Origin of the sequence: Streptomyces sp. NPDC052016, assembly GCF_044548445.1 — a bacterium.
GTDB lineage: Bacteria > Actinomycetota > Actinomycetes > Streptomycetales > Streptomycetaceae > Streptomyces.
The window spans coordinates 53,567-73,180 of the sequence record NZ_JBIUBX010000028.1 but is presented as its reverse complement, the minus strand read 5'-3'; the positions used below and the strand labels follow the sequence as shown (position 1 = coordinate 73,180).

Below are 19,614 nucleotides of genomic sequence, written 5' to 3'. Positions count from 1 at the left end.
GAGACCGCACGTGGTGCGGGCCGCGAACGCCGTACGACCGCGTCTGGCACGGGCCGCAGGGATCGTACGGCCCCGTCTGGCGCGCGCCGCGGCGGCCGCGAAGCCGCGGGTCGCACGGCTCACGCAGGCGGCGAAACCGCAGCTCACGCGTGTCACGAGGCCGAAGACCGGCCGGACCTGGCAGTACTCCGCGGGTGCGGCGACCGCCGGACTGGCGCTGGCCGTCGGCGTGGCGACCGCCGCCGGCCCCTGGGACTCCACCGGTCAGCGTACGGCCGAGCGCCACCGGGCCGCCGCACTGGAGCGGACGGGTGGCGCAGATCACGACCGCGCGACCGAAGGGTCCGATACGTCCGACGCGGCGGCCGGCGAGCCGCGCCCCGCCCCCAGCGCGGCCCCCGTCCTCACCGGCCTCGGCGGCACCACGACCACCGTGAAGTCCGCCCCGGAGACCTCCGCCCTCGCCCGCGTCCTGGACCCCCTCCTCGCCGACCCCGCCCTCGGCGCCCGCCGCACGGCCGCGGTCGTCGACGTGGCCACCGGCGAGCGCCTGTACGGCATGGGAGCCGACGAGGCGCTCACCCCGGCCTCCACCACCAAGATCGCCACCGCGGTCGCCGCGCTCTCCGCGATGGGGCCCGACCACCGCATCACCACCCGCGTCGCGCTGGAACCCGACACCACGGAAGTCGTCCTCGTCGGTGGCGGCGACCCCACCCTCACCGCCCGCGCGGACCCCGGGGGCCTCGCCGACCTGCGCACCCTCGCCGCCTCGACCGCCGCGGCCCTGAAGCAACGCGGCGTCACCCAGGCCACGCTCTCCTACGACACCACCCTGTACGCCGGTTCCGAGATTCACCCCATCGGGGTCAACCCGAACCTCGCCCGCGTCACCCCGCTCACCGCCGACGAGGGCCGCACGGACGACTCGACCAGCGGTCCCGTCACCCGCGTACCGGACCCGGCGGCGGACGCGGCGAGCCGCTTCGCGCACTTCCTGCGGGAGCACGGCGTGCAGACCACACCCCCCGGCCCGTCCAAGGCCACCACGCGCGCCGAGACCCTGGCCACGGTCTCCTCCCCTCCCCTCTCCACCCTGGTCGAACGCATGCTGACCAACAGCGACAACGACATCGCCGAGGCCCTCGCCCGCCAGACGGCCATCGCGACCGGCGTACCCGCCGACTTCGCCGGCGGCGGCCAGGCGATCCACAACCAACTGGCCGCGCTCGGCCTGCCCATGACCGGCGTCGAGTTCAGGGACGGCAGCGGACTCGACCGCGGGGACCGCCTGACCGCGGACTTCCTGGCGGCCCTCCTGGCCAAGGCCGCCGACCCCGCCCGCCCCGACCTGCGCCCCGCCCTCACCGGCCTCCCCGTCGCCGGCTTCACCGGCACCCTCAGCACCCGCTACACCGAGGGCGCGGCCGGCATCGTCCGCGCCAAGACCGGCACCCTGACCGGCGTCAACACCCTGGCCGGCACCGTCGTCGACCAGGACGGCCGCCTCCTGTCCTTCGCGGTCCTCACCTCCGACACCACCGACCCCGCGGCAGCCCAGTCGGCCCTGGACCGCACAGCGACAGCCCTGGCAGCCTGCGGCTGCCGATAACCCAGGACCACCACGCACCCACTCGGGCCGTCGATCCACGGGCGGCACAGCGCGAGTTCGGGCGCACTCGGGCCCTCGATCCGCGGGCGGCGCAGCCGTGTTCGGGCGCGCCGGACCCGTACAACCGCGGGCATTCGTGCCGCCTGGGGCGGCACGGGTGGGCGCGGCGGCACCCCGTCGGCGCCGGGCTGCGCGACCCACCCCCGGCACCGACGCCGGGCGCCGAACAGCACCACCCACCGGGCCGACCCCCGCCCACCCCGCACCAACCCCAGCGCCCCCCGAACACCGCCCACCGACCGGACCCTCCCCCCACCCCCAACCCTGACGCATCCCCCACCGACCCCCCGCGACCTGCCCCCAGGGCCACCGCTCACGTACGGTTGACACATGACGAGCATCGGTGGTGCCTCTTCCGGGATGGTCGACTGGAATCTCGCGGTCGCGACCGCGACCCGGCTCGTACGGCCGGGCCCCGAGGTGAGCCGCGACGAGGCCCGCGCCGTCGTCGCGGAACTACGCCGGCACGCCAAGGCCTCGGAGGAACACGTCCGGGGCTTCACTCGTCTGGGGACCGACGAGACCCACGACACGCCCGTCCTCGTCGTCGACCGCCCCGGCTGGATCCGGGCGAACGTCGCCGGCTTCCGCGAGATCCTCAAACCCCTCCTCGACAAGATGCAGGAACGCCGGGGCAACGGCCCCGGCGGCGCGGTCCTCGGCGCCTTCGGCGGCAAGGTCACCGGCGTGGAACTCGGCATGCTGCTGTCGTTCCTGGCCTCCCGCGTCCTCGGCCAGTACGAGACCTTCGCCCCGCCCACCCGCGACCTGCCCGCAGGCGCCGACGGCGGCGGCCGCCTCCTCCTCGTGGCGCCGAACATCGTCCACGTGGAGCGCGAACTGGACGTCGACCCCCACGACTTCCGCCTCTGGGTCTGCCTGCACGAGGAGACCCACCGCACGCAGTTCTCCGCGGTGCCCTGGCTGCGCGACCACCTTGAGGGTGAAATCCAGTCGTTCTTGGCGGAGACCGACGTCGACCCCATGACCTTCCTGGAACGCGTCCGGGAAGCCGCCCAGTCCCTCGCCGGCGGCCGCCCCGAGGGCGAGGAGGACGACGGCGGCCACTCCCTGGTCGAACTGGTGCAGAGCCCCGCCCAGCGCGAGATCCTCGCCCGCCTCACCGCCGTGATGTCCCTCCTGGAGGGCCACGCCGACTTCGTGATGGACGGCGTGGGCCCGGACGTCGTACCGACCGTCTCCGAGATCCGGGAGAAGTTCCAGCAGCGCCGCGCCAGGGGCGCGTCCCGCCTGGACATGGCCCTGCGCAAGCTGCTGGGCCTGGACGCCAAACTCAGGCAGTACAAGGACGGCGAGCGCTTCGTGCGGGCGGTCGTCGACCAGGTCGGCATGGACGGCTTCAACCGTGTGTGGACCTCCCCCAACACGCTCCCCACCAAGGCCGAGATCGCCAAACCGGCGGACTGGGTCGCACGGGTGCACCGCAAGGCCGAGTCGTGAACCCGAACGCTCCCTCGTGTTCCGTCGTGATCCCTCGTGATCCCCCGCCGTGAACCGAATCCGGCCGACGGCACGCGAACGCCCCTTCAATCACCCGTCCGAGGGACCGTGAGGCCCTCACAGGCGTGCAATGCTCGGGGAACGGCCCGGTTCTGTCACCATCTACACACTCTGCGTGACCGACCTCGGGCTCACCCCCGAAAACTTCATGAAGGGAACCGGACATGGGTCCCCATCCTGCGGTCGCGGCGATACGCCTGGCGGTCCGCCGCGTCCTCCACGACCTCCTCACCGAACACACGAGCACCTCCGACGCCTCCCCGAGCGTCCCCTCGCACGAGCGCCCGGCTGCGCCGCTCGTGCTCGTGGCATGCTCCGGCGGCGCCGACTCCATGGCGCTCGCCTCCGCCCTCGCCTTCGAAGCCCCCAAGCTCGGCATCCGGGCCGGCGGCATCACCGTCGACCACGGTCTGCAGCCCGGCTCCGACCTGCGCGCCGAGGAAGTCGTCCTGCGCCTGCGCGAACTCGGCCTCGACCCCGTCGAGTCCACCGCCGTGACCGTCGGCCGTGAAGGCGGACCCGAGGCCGCCGCCCGCGACGCGCGCTACGCCGCCCTCGACGCCGCCGCCGACCGTCACGGCGCCGCCGCCGTCCTGCTCGGCCACACCCGCGACGACCAGGCGGAGACCGTCCTCCTCGGCCTCGCCCGCGGCTCCGGCATCCGCTCCCTGTCCGGAATGGCCGCGGTCTCGGGGGCCGGTGGCCGTTACCGCCGCCCCTTCCTCGCACTCGACCGGCAGACCGCCCGCAAGGCGTGCATGGTCCAGTCCCTGCCCGTGTGGGACGACCCGCACAACGCGGACCCGGCCTACACGCGCTCCCGGCTGCGCCACGAGGGTCTGCCCGCCCTGGAGAAGGCCCTCGGCAAGGGCGTCGTCGAGGCCCTCGCCCGCACGGCCCAGCTCTCCCGCGACGACGCCGACGCCCTCGACTCCTGGGCCCGTCAGGCCGAGGCCGCCGTACGGGACTCCGCCGGCCTCCTGGAGTGCGCCAAGCTCTACGCGCTCCCGCCCGCCGTACGCCGCCGCATCCTGCGCCGCGCCGCCATCGAGGCCGGCGCCCCGGCCGGTTCGCTGTTCGCCCGGCACATCGAGGAGGTCGACCGGCTGATCACCGGCTGGCGCGGTCAGGGAGCCATCAATCTCCCCGGCAAAGTCGTCGCCCAGCGTCAGGGTGGCAGACTGGTGATTCGGCAAGGCTGAATCCGGACCCCCGGGAACGCGCGGAGGGCCGGCCGGCCGGTGGGACGACCGAAAGTGATGCGGGTGGACGCGAAAGACATGGGTGCCGACCTCAAGCAGGTGCTCATCACCAAGGAAGAGATCGACGCGAAGCTGGCCGAGCTGGCGGCGAAGATCGACGCGGAGTACGCGGGCAAGGACCTGCTGATCGTCGGTGTCCTCAAGGGCGCCGTGATGGTCATGGCGGACCTCGCCCGGGCGCTGTCCACCCCCGTCACCATGGACTGGATGGCCGTGTCCTCCTACGGCGCGGGCACCCAGTCCTCGGGTGTCGTGCGGATCCTCAAGGACCTCGACACCGACATCAAGGGCAAGCACGTCCTCATCGTCGAGGACATCATCGACTCCGGCCTGACCCTGTCGTGGCTGCTCTCCAACCTCGGCTCGCGCGAGCCCGCCTCCCTCAAGGTGTGCACGCTGCTGCGCAAGCCCGAGGCCGCCAAGGTCGCCATCGACGTGGAGTGGGTCGGTTTCGACATCCCCAACGAGTTCGTCGTGGGCTACGGCCTCGACTACGCCGAGAAGTACCGCAACCTCCCGTTCGTCGGTACGCTCGCGCCCCACGTCTACGGCGGCTGAGCCACAAGAGCTCCCTTGAGAGACGATCGGGAACCCCAGCGGGTTTCGCACCGTTGAAGCATGCAGACGGGTTCCCCGGCCTTCCCGTGCGGCTTCGGGCGGCAATGCTGGGGTACCGTCAGAAGAACTGTCTTTATCAAACTCACTATGGCAGGAGGGACGGGGCGGCACCGCTCCGTATGGATGGACGTGAAGCGATACTTCCGTGGGCCGGTCATGTGGATCGTGCTGGCCGTCCTTGCCGTGGTCGTGTTGATGCAGGTCGTCGGCTCGTCCGGCGGCTACAAGACGGTGGACACCGGCCAGGTCGTCGCAGCGATCAACGACAACAAGGTCGAGTCGGCCAAGCTCACCACCGGTGACGAGCAGACCATCAAGGTCACGCTCAAGGACGGCGAAAAGGTCGAGGGCAGCTCGAAGATCCAGGCGAGCTACATCGGCGACCAGGGCGTGACCATCGCCAACACGCTGCAGACCAAGTACCAGGACAAGCAGATCACCGACGGCTACACCGTGTCGCCGTCCAAGCAGAACCCCATCGTGGGCATCCTGCTCTCCCTGCTCCCCTTCGTCCTCATCGTGGTCGTCTTCCTGTTCCTGATGAACCAGATGCAGGGCGGCGGCTCCCGGGTGATGAACTTCGGGAAGTCCAAGGCCAAGCTCATCACCAAGGACACCCCGAAGACGACGTTCGCGGACGTCGCGGGCTCGGACGAGGCCGTCGAGGAGCTTCAGGAGATCAAGGAGTTCCTGCAGGAACCGGCGAAGTTCCAGGCCGTCGGCGCCAAGATCCCCAAGGGCGTCCTGCTCTACGGGCCTCCCGGCACCGGCAAGACCCTGCTCGCGCGCGCCGTCGCCGGCGAGGCGGGCGTCCCCTTCTATTCGATCTCCGGTTCCGACTTCGTCGAGATGTTCGTCGGTGTCGGTGCCTCCCGAGTCCGTGACCTCTTCGAGCAGGCCAAGGCGAACGCCCCGGCGATCGTCTTCGTCGACGAGATCGACGCGGTCGGCCGCCACCGCGGCGCCGGCCTCGGCGGTGGTCACGACGAGCGCGAGCAGACGCTGAACCAGCTGCTCGTCGAGATGGACGGCTTCGACGTCAAGGGCGGTGTGATCCTCATCGCCGCCACGAACCGGCCCGACATCCTCGACCCGGCGCTGCTGCGCCCCGGCCGCTTCGACCGCCAGATCGCGGTCGACCGCCCGGACATGCAGGGCCGTCTGGAGATCCTCAAGGTCCACCAGAAGGGCAAGCCGGTCGCGCCCGACGTCGACCTCTCGGCGGTCGCCCGCCGTACGCCCGGCTTCACCGGCGCGGACCTGTCGAACGTGCTGAACGAGGCGGCGCTGCTGACGGCCCGCTCCGACAAGAAGCTGATCGACAACCAGATGCTGGACGAGGCCATCGACCGCGTCGTGGCGGGCCCGCAGAAGCGGACCCGGATCATGTCCGACAAGGAGAAGAAGATCACCGCGTACCACGAGGGCGGTCACGCCCTGGTCGCGGCGGCCTCTCCCAATTCCGACCCGGTCCACAAGATCACGATCCTGTCCCGCGGGCGCGCCCTCGGCTACACGATGGTGCTGCCGGACGAGGACAAGTACTCGACCACGCGCAATGAGATGCTCGACCAGCTTGCCTACATGCTGGGCGGCCGGGCGGCCGAGGAACTGGTCTTCCACGACCCGACCACGGGCGCCGCGAACGACATCGAGAAGGCCACCGCCACGGCCCGCGCGATGGTCACCCAGTACGGCATGACCGAGCGTCTCGGCGCCATCAAGTTCGGCGGCGACAACACCGAGCCCTTCCTCGGACGTGAGATGGCCCACCAGCGCGACTACTCGGAAGAGGTCGCAGCGCTGGTCGACGAAGAGGTCAAGAAGCTCATCGAGAACGCGCACAACGAGGCCTGGGAGATCCTGGTCGAGAACCGCGACGTCCTCGACAACCTGGTGCTCCAGCTGCTGGAGAAGGAGACGCTCGGCAAGGAGGAGATCGCCGAGATCTTCGCCCCGATCGTCAAGCGCCCGCCGCGCCCCGCCTGGACCGGCTCCTCGCGGCGCACGCCGTCCACCCGCCCGCCGGTGCTCTCCCCCAAGGAGCTCGCACTGACCAACGGTGCCAACGGCGCGACTCCGGCGATCACCACCGCCAAGTCCACCGTGACGGAACCCGCCCCGGTGGCCGAGCCGACCCCCGAGGAGCGTCCCGAGAGCTGACGCTCCGGGGCCCGACGGCCCCGCCTGGCCCGGAATAGGATGCCGCGCCCCCCTGGTTTTAGCCTGGGGGCGCGGCATCTTGTCATGCCGCAGGTACCACGCGTGATCCACACGCGACCCGCACAGGAACGAGGCACCAGCAAATGACCGACCCCGTGACGCTGGACGGCGAGGGCCAGATCGGTGAGTTCGACGAGAAGCGGGCTGAGAACGCCATACGCGAGCTGCTGATCGCGGTCGGCGAGGACCCGGACCGCGAGGGCCTGAGGGAGACGCCGGCGCGGGTGGCACGGGCGTACAAGGAGATCTTCGCGGGGCTGTGGCAGCAGCCCGAGGATGTGCTGACGACGACGTTCGACCTCGGTCACGACGAGATGGTGCTCGTCAAGGACATCGAGGTGTACTCGACGTGTGAGCATCATCTGGTGCCGTTCCGGGGGGTCGCTCACGTCGGGTACATCCCGTCCACCAGCGGCAAGATCACGGGACTGTCCAAGCTGGCCCGTCTGGTGGACGTCTACGCCCGCCGCCCGCAGGTGCAGGAACGACTCACCACGCAGATAGCGGACTCCCTGATGGAGATCCTCGAGCCGCGCGGTGTCATCGTCGTCGTCGAATGCGAGCACATGTGCATGTCCATGCGGGGCATTCGCAAGCCCGGCGCCAAGACCATCACCTCCGCGGTGCGCGGCCAGCTGCGGGACGCGGCGACCCGCAACGAGGCGATGAGCCTGATCATGGCGCACTGACGCCGCGGAGGGCTCCGGCCGCTCAGGCCGTCGACGTCGCCCCGGTGTTGTTGTCGTCGTCCTCCGGGAGTTTGCACACGCGCTCCAGGAAGATCGCCGCCGCTATCACGCCGATGCCGGCCAGGACCGCGAAGCCGGCGTAGACGGCCTGGTCGCGGCGGGCCGGGATGTCAAGGGACTCCAGGAGGAAGACGCCCGTGCCGCCGTACATCCCGGCGACGAGGGCGGCGACCAGGGCGCTGGCCTGGCCGAAGACGACCGCGCGGGCCGCCATCAGGGGGTCGACTCCCTTGGCCTCCGGGCGGCGCTCGCGCTGGGCCTTGAGGCGGGCGCGCAGGGAGAGCGCCGTCGCCAGGAGGATCGCGGCGATCGCCGCCAGGACGATGGGCGCGGCCAGCGGGACGCTGGGGAGGGTCCCGATCGAGTTCCAGAGGCGGGCGCCCGCCCAGGACAGGACACCGGCGACGACGAAGACGCCGGCCAGCATCCTGATGCGCAGCTCTCTCACGGTGTCCCTTCGGTTCCCCCGGATCCCACGGGCCGTGCCCGTGGGACTGTGGTCGTCTTGACCTTAACGACTACTCGGGCAGCCGGAGTTCCAGGTCCGCGCGGGCCTCCACGCCGTCGCGGGTGACGGCGCCGAGGAGGGCGGCGACCGTGCCGCGGCCGGGCAGCTGGGCGCCGGGGTCCACGTCGTGCCAGGGGGCGAGGACGAAGGCGCGCTCGTGGGCGCGCGGGTGCGGGAGCGTGAGCTGCGGGTCGTCGGAGACGACGTCGGCGTACGCGACGATGTCTACGTCCAGGGTGCGCGCGCCCCAGCGTTCGTCCCGGACGCGGTGGAAGGCCTCCTCGACCGCGTGGGCCCGCTCCAGGAGGGAGGACGGGGGGAGGGTGGTCTTCAGGACGACGACCGCGTTGAAGTACGAGGGCTGGCTGCCGGGCTCGACGCCCCACGGCTCCGTCTCGTACACGGGGGAGACGGCCTTGACGCGCACGCCCGGGGTGTCCTCCAGGGCGTCGATGGCGCCCTGGAGGGTCTCCAGCCGGTTGCCGAGGTTGGAGCCGATGGAGATGACGGCCCGCTTCGGGTTGTGGAGGGTGGTGTCGGCGGCGTCGACCTTCTCGACGACGGAGGCGGGTACCGGCTGTACGGTCGGGTCGCTGTGACCCTCGGTGAAGGACGCGGTCATACTCGGCTCCGGGTGATGGTGACGGTCACGTCGTCGAAGGGGACGGTGATCGGTGCGTCCGGTTTGTGGACGCAGACCTCGACCTCCTGGACCCCTTCGTGCTTCAGACAGGCCTGGGCGATGCGCTCGGCGAGCGTCTCGATGAGGTCGACGGGGTCGCCCTCGACGACGGCCACGACCTCCTCCGCCACGATGCCGTAGTGCACGGTCTTCGCCAGGTCGTCGTCGGCCGCGGCCGGGCGGGTGTCCAGGCCGAGCACGAGGTCCACGATGAAGGTCTGGCCCTCCTCGCGTTCCTTGGGGAACACGCCGTGGTACCCGCGGGCCTTCAGGCCGCGCAGCGCGACACGATCCACGCGAATCACTCCTGCAATCGTCGGTGACGGCCGGTGCGTACCGTGTGCGGGCGGCACACCGGCCTCGAACGAATCTACCTGCGACCACCGACACGGCTGGGCCACCGGGCCGCAGTCCCGAGCCGGGAGCCAGAGGCTTCCTGGTGTGTTCCCCCTGGGAAACCCGGCGGTTCACGGGCTGGTAGCCGCCCCTACCCGCGGGTTCGTGATTCCAACCACTCCGTGGTCCCCGTGGGCCCGTCCACCCACTCAGGAGGGGGTCTCCTCGTCCTCGTCCTCGTCGTTCTCGGTCAGGACCGGAGAGGCGTGGTGCGACCACAGCTTCCAGCCGTCCGATGTGCGGCGGAACACGTTCGTGGCGACCACGAGCTGGCCCACGAGCGGACCGAGCTCCTCGCCGGCCCGCGGTGCGGGGCCGCCGCTGAGGATGTTCTCGGTGCAGGTCACCAGGGCGGTGTCGCCGGTGACGGACACATGCACGTCGGTGAGGAAGAACTGGATGTAGTCGGTGTTCGCCATGATCAGCGCGTACGACCTCAGGACCTCGCCGCGGCCGGTGAGCACGGGCCAGCCCGGGTGCACGCAGGAGATCACACCCGTGTCCGCCGGGTCGTGGTACTCCTCGTCGACGCCCAGCTCCGCCGGCGTCAGCCAGAGCGAGGACACCGTCTCGAAGTCGCCCCGCTCCAGCGCCTCGTAGAAGGCGGTGTTGGCGGCCTCGACCTGCTCGACGTCGGTGTGGGGGGCGCTCACCGGGCTCCTTCGGAAGCGCTCGCGCCCGGCGTGCCGGTGCCGGTGCGCGCTCCTTCCACGGCGCGCGCGACCCTCACCGCGTCCGCCGTCGCGCGCACCTCGTGCACGCGTACCGCCCACGCGCCGGCGTGGGCCGCGAGTGCGGAGACGGCGGCCGTGGCGGCGTCGCGCTCGCGCGCGGGCGGCGGTGCGCCCTCCGGTCCCGCCAGCACGCGTCCGAGGAACCGCTTGCGGGAGGCGGCGACGAGCAGGGGGTGTCCCAGGGCGTGCAGCCGGTCGAGGTGGGCGAGGAGGGAGAGGTCGTGGTCGGCCTCCTTGGAGAAGCCGAGACCGGGGTCGACGACGACACGGTCGGGGGCGATGCCCCCGGCCAGGACGGCGTCCACGCGCGCGTGGAGTTCGTCGACGACCTCGCGGACGACGTCCTCGTAGACACCCCGGACGTTGCCGCCTTCGAGGAAGCCGCGCCAGTGCATGACGACGAAGGGGGCGTCCGCGTCGGCGACGACCGGGATCATCTCGGGGTCGGCGAGGCCGCCGCTGACGTCGTTGACGAGGGCGGCGCCGGCCGCGAGAGCGCTGGCGGCCACGGAGGCGCGCATGGTGTCGACGGAGACGACGACGCCTTCGGAGGCGAGGCCCCGGACGACGGGGATGACACGACGGAGTTCCTCGGCCTCGTCGACGCGGGTCGCGCCGGGGCGGGTGGACTCGCCGCCGACGTCGACGAGGTCCGCGCCCTCTGCGACCAGTTGGAGGCCGTGTTTGACGGCGGCCGTCGTGTCGAACCAGCGGCCGCCGTCGGAGAAGGAGTCGGGGGTCACGTTGACGACTCCCATGACCGCGCAGCGGTCCCATTCCGGAAGGCCGGCGACGCGCCCGCGTCCGCTCTGCTTGCTCATACGTTCAGCGTAGGCCCCGCAGGGAGCCGGGACGCCGTGAGGCCCGGGCGGAAGCCACAGGGCTGGGGGGCGTGGCTTCCGCCCGGGCCGGTCCTTTCCGAGGGGCCGGGTGTGCCGGCTCCGGTGCGTCCGGGCCCCCGGCCGCGCGGGTCCCGGCGCGTCGCGGCTACGCCGCCCGTACGTCCCTCTCCGCCACCCTCTCGGCCACCTGGTGGGCGCACACGCGCGCGGGGGAGCGGCGGCGCAGGAACCGCGGGAGGGGGAGGGCGAGGTTGACGAAGCCCTCGGCCTGCATGGCGGCGAAGCCTATGCGGGGCAGGTCGCCGGAGGCCCGGTAGACGACGAAGCGGGGCTCCCAGCGGGGCTGGAACTTGGCGTTGAACTTGTACAGGGACTCGATTTGGAACCACCGCGAGAGGAACACCAGCAGCCCGCGCCAGGCGCGCAGCACCGGCCCCGCACCGATCTTCTCGCCGCGCGCCAGCGCCGAGCGGAACATGGCGAAGTTCAGCGACACGCGCGCGATGCCGAACTTCGGCGCGGCCTGCAGCGCGGCCACGATCAGCAGTTCGTTCATGCCCGGGTCGGCCGAGCGGTCGCGGCGCATCAGGTCGAGGGAGACGCCGTCGGCGCCCCAGGGCACGAAGTGCAGGATCGCCTTCAGGTCGCCGTACGGGCCGGGTTCGTCATCGGCCTTGTGGGCGGTGGCGATGAGGCAGTCGCCGTCGGCGGGGTCGCCGACCCGGCCGAGGGCCATCGAGAAGCCGCGTTCGGTGTCGGTGCCGCGCCAGTCCTCGGCGGCGCGCCGGATCCGCTCCAGCTCGGTCTCGCCGAGGTCACGGACACGTCGTACGCGGGTTTCGTAACCGGCGCGCTCGATGCGCTTGACCATCTGGCGCACGTTGCGCATCGCGCGGCCGGCGAGCGAGAAATCCGCGACGTCCACCACCGCCTCGTCACCCAGTTCGAGGGCGTCGAGTCCGGTCTCCCGGGTCCACACCTCGCCGCCCGTCTCGGAGCAGCCCATGACGGCGGGGGTCCAGGAGTGCGCCTTGGCCTCGTCCATGAAGCGCTCTATGGCGCCGGGCCAGGCCTCGACGTCGCCGATGGGGTCGCCGCTGGCGAGCATCACGCCGGACACGACGCGGTAGGTCACCGCCGCCTTGCCGCTGGGGGAGAAGACGACGGCCTTGTCGCGGCGCAGGGCGAAGTGGCCGAGCGAGTCCCGGCCGCCGTGCTTCTCCAGCAGGGCGCGCAGCCGGGCCTCGTCCTCCTCGGTGAGGTGGGCGGCCGGGTGTTCGGGCCGGAAGGCGAGGTAGACGGTGGTGACCGCGGTGATCCACCCGAGGGCGCCGAGCGAGAAGGCGACCGTCCAGGAGGTGTTGCCCTGGTAGTCGACCGGGCCTTCGAAGCCGAACAGGCCGTACAGGACGTGGGTGATGCGGTCGGCCAGACTGGGGTCGCCGATCAGACGGCCGGGGTGGGCGCTGACGATGACCAGGCCCAGCAGGAGCGAACCCGCGCCCATGAGCACGAAGTTGGCGAGCGCGCGCCAGCGGCTGCGCGGGTCGGGCAGGGCCCGGAACTGGTCGCGGTGGAGCAGCAGCGGCACCAGCAGCGCGAGGGAGATCAGCGCGCCGGCGATCGAGTGCCGGTAGGTGAACTGTGCGACGGCGCCCGCCGGGAGCAGCGCGACCGCGGCACGCCACGCGCGTCGCTTGCCGCGCTTGAGGCCGTGCGCGAGGAGGAGCAGCAGGACGCCCGCGCTCAGCGAGAGCGCGGCCGCGAACGGGCCGAACGCGCCGGGCAGCACTTCCGCCATGGTGTGCATACGGCTGTGCCGGAACCGCGGGAAGACGCCCGCGGCGATGTCGAGCAGCCCCACCAGGGCACAGGCCCTGCCGACGAGGGCGGGTACGGACTCGGGGCGCGGGCCCCGGATCAGCTTGCGCACCCGGCGTGATCGGCTCGGAACCCCGCCCGACATTTCCCCATCTTCCCTGACAGACATCGCATCCCGTAGTTCCGCGAGAGACCTTGGACCCGGTGCCGATCGGGGCATCCGGCGACATTGCGCCCTCTAGGACGGTGTCTCGGCGAGAGAGGTTCACTCGTCTTCTCAAAGCCGCCGAAAAGGCCAAGGAAAGCCCGGGGCAAGCCCTCGCCGAGGTGCGGGGGCGGTGCGGGATCCCGGGCGGAAAGCGCAGGCAGGAACCCCCATGGGTCTTACGAGCAACACAGTGCTGCTGCTGGCGGTGCTCTCCGCCGTACTGCTGTTCGCCGGCACGGTGTGGCAGTGGCCGCGCCTGGCCGGGGGTGGCTGGCGGGCCGTCAGCGGACGGATCGGCCTGCTGCTCGCCACCCAGTTGGCGCTCTTCGCGTCGGTGGGACTGGCCGCCAACCAGGCTTTCGGGTTCTACGCCAGCTGGGCGGACCTGTTCGGCCGGGAGACCGACCAGGGCGTGGTCGTGGACCACGCGGCGGGCGGTCCGAAGGGGCCGCTGCGGGTGGTCGAGACGCGGCGGGTGGAGGGCGGCGGGGAACCGCGGTCCGGCGGACAGATACAGAAGGTCGCCATCACCGGCCGGACGACGCGCATCGCCTCGCCCGCCTACGTCTACCTGCCGCCGGAGTACTTCGATCCGCGCCACCGCGCACGGACGTTCCCGGCGGCCGTGGTGCTCACCGGCTATCCGGGTACGGCGGAGGCGCTCGTGAACAAGCTGGACTACCCGCGCACGGCGCGGGAGCTCGCCGGGGACGGACGGATGCGGCCGATGATCCTGGTGATGCTGCGGCCGACGGTGGCGCCGCCGCGGGACACGGAGTGCGTGGACGTCCCGGGCGGGCCGCAGACCGAGTCGTTCTTCGCGAAGGACCTCCCCGAGGCCGTGACGGCCCACTACAGGGTGGACCGCGCGCCGGGCAGCTGGGGCGTCATCGGGAACTCGACGGGCGGTTACTGCGCGCTGAAGCTGGCGATGCACCACCCCCAGGTCTTCGCGGCGGGCGCCGGCCTGTCGGCGTACTATAAGGCGCCGATCGACCCGACCACCGGCGACCTCTTCCAGGGCGACAAGACCTTGCGCGACGAGGCCGACCTGCGGTGGTTCCTGAAGCACCGGCCCGCGCCGGGCACCTCGTTGCTCGTCACGAGCAGCAAGGTCGGAGAATCCAACTACAAGGCCACGCTGAAGTTCATCGAACAGGCGAAGGCGACGAACAAGACGCGGATCTCGTCGATCATCCTCGAAAGCGGCGGGCACAACTTCAACACCTGGCGGCGCGAGATCCCGCCGACGCTGGAGTGGATCAGCGGGCGGCTGAGCGGCCCGTGACGTCGGGCGACGGCAGCACCGACCATAAACGATCTTGATTCTTGTCGAATTCCGCGGCGGACCTGTTTGGTGATGCCCTGTGAGACTCCGGTACGGCTGTGTTTTTGCGGGGCGGGGCGCCAACATTCGCCTACGCGCGGTAAGTTTCTGGCCATGCCACGTGGACGTCACCGCCATTCCCCGCCTTTGCACAGGCTGCTGCCTCCTTCGGCGATCGCAGGCGTCTCCCTCGTCTGTGCCCTCGGCCCCTGGGTGTTCACGGAGCCAATGGTGCTCCGAGGTCTCGCCGCGGCCGCCGCGGTGACGGCGGTCCTCGGCGCGGTCGTCATGCGCCGCTGGGACATCCAGGCCGGCAAGCAGGTCGCCGACCTCACGCGCGCGCGTGCGAGCGACGAGTGGCGCTTCGAGGAACGCGTCGCCGAACTGGAGAGTGACCTCGACGAATCGCGTGAGCTGCGCGTGAAGCTCGAGCAGCGCCTGCGGGCCAAGCGCGCCGAACTGGCCGGCCTGCGCAATGAGCACGCGGCACTGCTGCGCCGCTACGCCACGGCCGAGACCGAGCGGGCGAGCGCCCTGGAAGGCCGGCGCCTGCTCGAGATAGAGACCACGGCACCGGCGCGCGCCCTGCCGCCCGCGCCGCGCGCCGAGGAGGCGCCCGGGACGGGCGCGGGCACGGCCGCCGTGCGGGAGGGCACCCCGGCCGGCACCGACGAGACGGAGACGCCGGCGAACGACACGCCGGAGACCGCGACCACCGAGGCCGGCGAGACCACCGAGATCTCCGCGGACGTCGAGGCCGGCGCGACCGCCAATCCTTCTACGGACGTCGAGGCCGCCGCGGACGAGCCGAAGGCTCCGGCGGCGTTCTCGCCCGCGGGCTCCCAGTTGTTCCTCCGCGCTCAGGCGGCGCTGGCCCGGTTCGACGGCGACGCGGTCCAGCAGCCGGCCGAGCCGTCGGCGCCGTCGGCGCCGTCGGCGCAGGTTCCGGACAGCGACGACCCCGCCGCCCAGGCGGAGCCCGGGCGGGCCGCCCGCGCCCAGACCGGTGGCGACGCGGAGGCCGCGCGGGAGGACGAGGTCGAGGGGAAGCCCGAGGCGGTCGACGAGCACACGCGCGCGGCCGCCCCCCAGACGGCCGCCGGGGAGAACGAGAACCCGGCGGAACAGGCCGCTGCCGAAGAGGCCGCCCGGTCGGAGAAGGCCGAGGACAAGGCCGAAGGCAAGACCGAGGACGCGGGCACGGACGCGGGCACCCCGGAGGAACCGGACGCGACGCACTCCCCGGAGGCCGGGCAGTCCGCCGTCTCCCTGGAGGCCGAGCGCTCCGTCGCCCCCCGGGCCGACACGACCGACACGACCGGCGCCCCCGCAGTCGACGCCGGTGCGCTCGTCCCGCGCCCCGGCGGTCCCGTGCCGCGCCCCTCCGGGCACTTCACCGTCCCGACCGCCGTGGCCGTCGTACCGGCCGCGCAGCCGGTGCGGCGTCCGGCGGCCGAGGGCGGGTTCGACTTCTTCGGTACGAAGCGGACGTCGGCGTCGGACGCGCTGGAGGCCGTGCAGAACGAGGACCTGGCCGACGTCGTGGGCCAGGAGGCGCTCGCGCTGCACAAGGCCGAGTCCGAGGCGGAGTTCAAGCCGGCGGACGAGGAAGCGCGTGGTGTCGGCCAGGTGATCGACCTGACCGCGCACGACGAGACCGAGCAGATCGACGTCCACGGGCTGCGCAGCGCCGCCTCCTGAACGCACCGGGTCCCCAGGGCTCGAATGCTTCATGGTCCCCGGAATCCGAACGCGCCGGGTCCCCAGGGACTGAACGCACCAAGTCCCCAGGACCTGAACGCACCAAGTCCCCAGGACCTGAACGCACCAAGTCCCCAGGACCTGAACGCTTCGTGGGCCCCGGGTCCTGAACGCACCGGGGGCCGCAGGACCTTGCTGCCGCACCTCCCCAGGGCCTGTCCCGCCGGCTTCCGTACGGCGGGGCGGGCCCTCTCGCGCGTCTACGCCATCCACCGGTCGGGCCGCGCGTCCCGACGCCCGGTCCGGGACCGCTCCGCCTGACCCCGCAGGAGCTCCGCGGCCTCCCGCGCGTCCCTCAGCCGCGCCGTCACCGTCTTGTCGGCCCCCGTGTCCACGTGCACGTCCGCGACGCTCCAGAACCGCTGCCACGGGCCCTGTGCGAGCCGCACGCTCTGCACCTTGGCGTGCGGCACGAGCGCCACGCTCCGTCGCAGCAAGCCGTGCCGCGCGACGAACACCGTGTCCGTGACGGCGATGCCGTAGCCGCGCCACCAGAAGGGGACGCAGCGCCCGGCGCGGCGCGGCGGCCGGGACAGCGCGGCCGTCGCCGGGACGGTCACTCCGGGCAGCACGCGCGCGATGACGGCTTCCGCGGCCGCGCGCGGGGCGACCGGCACGAGCACGGAGTTGGACGAGCCGGCCACGTCCAGCTCGATCCGCACCCAGCCCCGGCGCCGCCACAGCAGAGGCTCGACGACCCGGACGGTCTGCACGCGCCCGGGCGGCACCGTCTCGTGCGTGCGGTCCAGCAGACCGTGGTCGATGCGCAGCCCGTCCGGCGACTCGCCGACCGTCCAGTCGTACTCGCCGACGAACCGCCCCACGCTGCTCGCGCCCGCCGCGCCGAGCAGCGGCACGCCGGTCGCGAGGACCGTCCACACGCTGTGGGTGGCCAGCCACAGCACCGGTGGGACGACGAGCGCGGCGGCGAGCGCGCCCCAGGTCGCGCCGGTCAGCACCAGCGCGATCGCCAGCTCGCGCGCCGGTACGCGCAACAGCTCACGCGCCGGCGCTTCGCCGACCTCGTGCGCCGTCTCGGGCGCGAAGCCCGCCGCGCGCGCGAGCAGCTCGGCCCGCAGCGCGCGGGCCTCGGCCTCGCCGAGGAAGGCCAGCTCGTCCTTCTTGTCGGCGCCGACGACGTCGAGCCGCAGCTTCGCGACGCCCGCGATCCGCGCGAGCAGCGGCCGGGTGACGTCGATCGCCTGGATGCGTTCCAGCCGGATGTGCGCGGCGCGCCGGAACACCAGGCCGGTGCGGATGCGCAGTTCGCTGTCGGTGACCGCGAAGTGCGTGAACCACCAGGACAGGAACCCGTAGAGGGCGGCCGCCGGGACGATCACCGCGAGGGCGATCAGCAGTGTCGTCGTGGTCAGCCGGGCCAGGTGCTCCTGCGCCTGGTTGGGGTCGTGCGCCGCCCAGCCGACGAGCACCGCGACGGGCGCCCACGCCCGCCGGAACGGCGTCACGGGATGCAGCCGGCGCTCGGTGACGTCCCGCTCCGGGAGTCCGTCGCGTACGCCGTCGTCGACGCCCGGCGCTGTCACAGCCCCGCCGATCGGGCCTCGCCGAGCTCGGTGAGCCGATCCCGCAGCCGCTCCGCCTCGGCCGGGTCCAGGCCCGGGATCGTCGCGTCCGTCGCGGCCGCCGCGGTGTGCAGCTGGACGCTCGCCAGCCCGAAGTGCCGCTCGACGGGTCCGGAGGTCACCTCGACGAGCTGCATCCGCCCGTACGGCACGACCGTCTCCTCGCGCCACAGCACGCCGCGGCTGATCAGCAGGTCGTCGGCGCGCTCCGCGTACCGCCAGGAGCGCCAGTTGCGGCCCAGCATGACCCAGCCCCAGCCGATCCCCGCCAGTGGCAGCAGCGCGAACAGCGCCCACGCCGGGCCGGCGAGCAGGCTCAGCAGTACGCCGAGGCCGACGGCCGCCAGTCCCAGCCACACCACCAGCAGCAGCCGCCGCATCCGCAGCAGCCCCGGAGGCAGCCCGGTCCACCCGGGCCCCGCCCCCGTCGTCTCCACCCCAGCCGCGCTCCCCGTTTCCATACGGCCAGCGTACGTAGGAGAGACTGGGTCCATGACTCCTACGACGGAGACCACGGTCGGCATCGGCGGTGCCGCGGAGAGCACCGACATGGTGCTCAACATCGGCCCGCAGCACCCCTCCACGCACGGCGTGCTGCGGCTGAAGCTCGTGCTGGACGGCGAGCGCATCAGGCACGCGGAGCCCGTGATCGGCTACATGCACCGCGGCGCGGAGAAGCTGTTCGAGGCGCGCGACTACCGCCAGATCATCGTGCTGGCCAACCGCCACGACTGGCTCTCGGCCTTCTCCAACGAGCTGGGCGTGGTCCTCGGCGTGGAGCGCATGCTCGGCATGGAGGTCCCCGCGCGCGCGGTGTGGACGCGCACGCTCCTCGCCGAGCTGAACCGGGTCCTCAACCACCTGATGTTCCTGGGGTCGTATCCGCTGGAGCTGGGCGGCATCACGCCGGTCTTCTACGCCTTCCGCGAGCGCGAGGTGCTCCAGAACGTCATGGAGGAGGTCTCCGGCGGGCGCATGCACTACATGTTCAACCGCGTCGGCGGCCTCAAGGAGGACCTGCCGGCCGGATGGGCCTCCCGCGCGCGGGGCGCCGTCGCCGCCGTGCGCTCGCGCATGGACGTCTTCGACGACCTGGTGCTCGGCAACGAGATCTTCCGGGGGCGCACGCGCGGGGTGGGCACGCTCACCCCGCAGGCCGTCCACGCGTACGGCGTGAGCGGGCCGATCGCGCGCGCCTCGGGCGTCGACTTCGACCTGCGCCGCGACGAGCCCTACCTCGCCTACGGGGAACTGCAGGACACCCTGAAGGTGGTGACCCGGACCGAGGGCGACTGCCTCGCCCGCTTCGAGTGCCTCCTGGAGCAGACGCACAACGCGCTCGACCTCGCGGACGCCTGCCTGGACCGCCTCGCCGACCTCCCGCCCGGCCCGATCAACCAGCGGCTCCCCAAGGTCCTCAAGGCGCCCGAGGGCCACACGTACGCGTGGACCGAGAACCCTCTCGGCATCAACGGCTACTACCTCGTCAGCAAGGGCGAGAAGACCCCGTACCGGCTGAAGCTGCGCTCGGCCTCGTACAACAACATCCAGGCGCTCACCGAACTGCTGCCGGGCACGCTGGTCGCCGACATGGTGGCAATCCTGGGCTCGATGTTCTTCGTGGTCGGGGACATCGACAAGTAGAGCGACAAGTAGGGGGCGGCAACGGGTGCGCGGCGCGCCTGGGCAGGCGGGGCGCTTGGAGCC

General features: G+C 72.2%; 17 protein-coding genes. 9 read left to right on the top strand and 8 right to left on the bottom strand.

The genetic code is table 11. The features are described 5' to 3' along the window. Positions 1-10: 10 nt before the first annotated feature. The 6 genes from dacB (at position 11) to folE (ending at position 7,985) form a co-directional block, all read left to right on the top strand. Positions 11-1,612 (top strand): D-alanyl-D-alanine carboxypeptidase/D-alanyl-D-alanine-endopeptidase, encoded by a 1,602-nt coding sequence (dacB, locus tag ACIHAR_RS30765; protein ID WP_365461702.1) that lies wholly within the window; start codon positions 11-13, stop codon positions 1,610-1,612. Between the two features lie 390 nt (positions 1,613-2,002). Beyond that, positions 2,003-3,133 (top strand): zinc-dependent metalloprotease, encoded by a 1,131-nt coding sequence (locus ACIHAR_RS30760; protein ID WP_365461595.1) that lies wholly within the window; start codon positions 2,003-2,005, stop codon positions 3,131-3,133. A 224-nt stretch (positions 3,134-3,357) separates the two neighbouring features. Continuing rightward, positions 3,358-4,395, top strand: coding sequence for a tRNA lysidine(34) synthetase TilS (gene tilS / locus ACIHAR_RS30755; protein ID WP_365461593.1), 1,038 nt, complete (start codon positions 3,358-3,360; stop codon positions 4,393-4,395). A gap of 57 nt (positions 4,396-4,452) precedes the next feature. Beyond that, positions 4,453-5,013: a hypoxanthine phosphoribosyltransferase gene (gene hpt / locus ACIHAR_RS30750; RefSeq protein WP_037681206.1), complete on the top strand. Its 561-nt coding sequence runs from the start codon at positions 4,453-4,455 to the stop codon at positions 5,011-5,013. A 183-nt stretch (positions 5,014-5,196) separates the two neighbouring features. Beyond that, positions 5,197-7,236 carry an ATP-dependent zinc metalloprotease FtsH gene (gene ftsH, locus ACIHAR_RS30745; protein ID WP_365461700.1) on the top strand — a complete coding sequence of 680 codons (2,040 nt, stop codon included), beginning with the start codon at positions 5,197-5,199 and terminating at the stop codon, positions 7,234-7,236. 143 nt (positions 7,237-7,379) lie between these two features. Then, positions 7,380-7,985: a GTP cyclohydrolase I FolE gene (gene folE / locus ACIHAR_RS30740; RefSeq protein ID WP_365461591.1), complete on the top strand. Its 606-nt coding sequence runs from the start codon at positions 7,380-7,382 to the stop codon at positions 7,983-7,985. Between the two features lie 22 nt (positions 7,986-8,007). Here the strand turns inward: folE and ACIHAR_RS30735 are convergent, their stop codons facing one another. The 6 genes from ACIHAR_RS30735 to ACIHAR_RS30710 all read right to left on the bottom strand — a co-directional run bounded on the left by ACIHAR_RS30735 (position 8,008) and on the right by ACIHAR_RS30710 (position 13,173). After that, the gene (locus ACIHAR_RS30735) at positions 8,008-8,493 is read right to left on the bottom strand and encodes a DUF3180 domain-containing protein (RefSeq protein ID WP_365461589.1); all 486 of its coding nucleotides are present in this window, start codon (positions 8,491-8,493) and stop codon (positions 8,008-8,010) included. 70 nt (positions 8,494-8,563) lie between these two features. Beyond that, positions 8,564-9,175 (bottom strand): 2-amino-4-hydroxy-6-hydroxymethyldihydropteridine diphosphokinase, encoded by a 612-nt coding sequence (folK, locus tag ACIHAR_RS30730; RefSeq protein ID WP_365461587.1) that lies wholly within the window; start codon positions 9,173-9,175, stop codon positions 8,564-8,566. Next, positions 9,172-9,531: a dihydroneopterin aldolase gene (gene folB, locus ACIHAR_RS30725; protein WP_365461585.1), complete on the bottom strand. Its 360-nt coding sequence runs from the start codon at positions 9,529-9,531 to the stop codon at positions 9,172-9,174. The genes folK and folB overlap by 4 nt, the downstream gene beginning before the upstream one ends. Positions 9,532-9,780: 249 nt before the next feature. Then, positions 9,781-10,284, bottom strand: coding sequence for a nuclear transport factor 2 family protein (locus ACIHAR_RS30720; RefSeq protein WP_365461583.1), 504 nt, complete (start codon positions 10,282-10,284; stop codon positions 9,781-9,783). Next, positions 10,281-11,186: a dihydropteroate synthase gene (gene folP / locus ACIHAR_RS30715; protein WP_400022728.1), complete on the bottom strand. Its 906-nt coding sequence runs from the start codon at positions 11,184-11,186 to the stop codon at positions 10,281-10,283. Before folP ends, ACIHAR_RS30720 begins: the two co-directional genes overlap by 4 nt. A 166-nt stretch (positions 11,187-11,352) precedes the next feature. Then, positions 11,353-13,173 carry a phosphatidylglycerol lysyltransferase domain-containing protein gene (locus tag ACIHAR_RS30710; RefSeq protein WP_365461579.1) on the bottom strand — a complete coding sequence of 607 codons (1,821 nt, stop codon included), beginning with the start codon at positions 13,171-13,173 and terminating at the stop codon, positions 11,353-11,355. A gap of 232 nt (positions 13,174-13,405) precedes the next feature. Between ACIHAR_RS30710 and ACIHAR_RS30705 the strand changes: the two genes are divergently transcribed. After that, positions 13,406-14,524: an alpha/beta hydrolase gene (locus ACIHAR_RS30705; RefSeq protein WP_400022727.1), complete on the top strand. Its 1,119-nt coding sequence runs from the start codon at positions 13,406-13,408 to the stop codon at positions 14,522-14,524. A gap of 153 nt (positions 14,525-14,677) precedes the next feature. Then, a complete protein-coding gene (locus ACIHAR_RS30700; RefSeq protein WP_400022726.1) occupies positions 14,678-16,264 on the top strand; it encodes a hypothetical protein in 1,587 nt (528 codons plus the stop codon). Between the two features lie 260 nt (positions 16,265-16,524). Here ACIHAR_RS30700 and ACIHAR_RS30695 read toward each other — a convergent pair whose 3' ends face one another. Next, positions 16,525-17,868: a PH domain-containing protein gene (locus tag ACIHAR_RS30695; protein ID WP_400022725.1), complete on the bottom strand. Its 1,344-nt coding sequence runs from the start codon at positions 17,866-17,868 to the stop codon at positions 16,525-16,527. Continuing rightward, positions 17,865-18,368 (bottom strand): PH domain-containing protein, encoded by a 504-nt coding sequence (locus ACIHAR_RS30690; RefSeq protein ID WP_365461571.1) that lies wholly within the window; start codon positions 18,366-18,368, stop codon positions 17,865-17,867. Before ACIHAR_RS30690 ends, ACIHAR_RS30695 begins: the two co-directional genes overlap by 4 nt. A gap of 31 nt (positions 18,369-18,399) precedes the next feature. Between ACIHAR_RS30690 and ACIHAR_RS30685 the strand changes: the two genes are divergently transcribed. Further along, positions 18,400-19,551, top strand: coding sequence for an NADH-quinone oxidoreductase subunit D (locus ACIHAR_RS30685; protein WP_384652103.1), 1,152 nt, complete (start codon positions 18,400-18,402; stop codon positions 19,549-19,551). Positions 19,552-19,614: the final 63 nt, after the last annotated feature.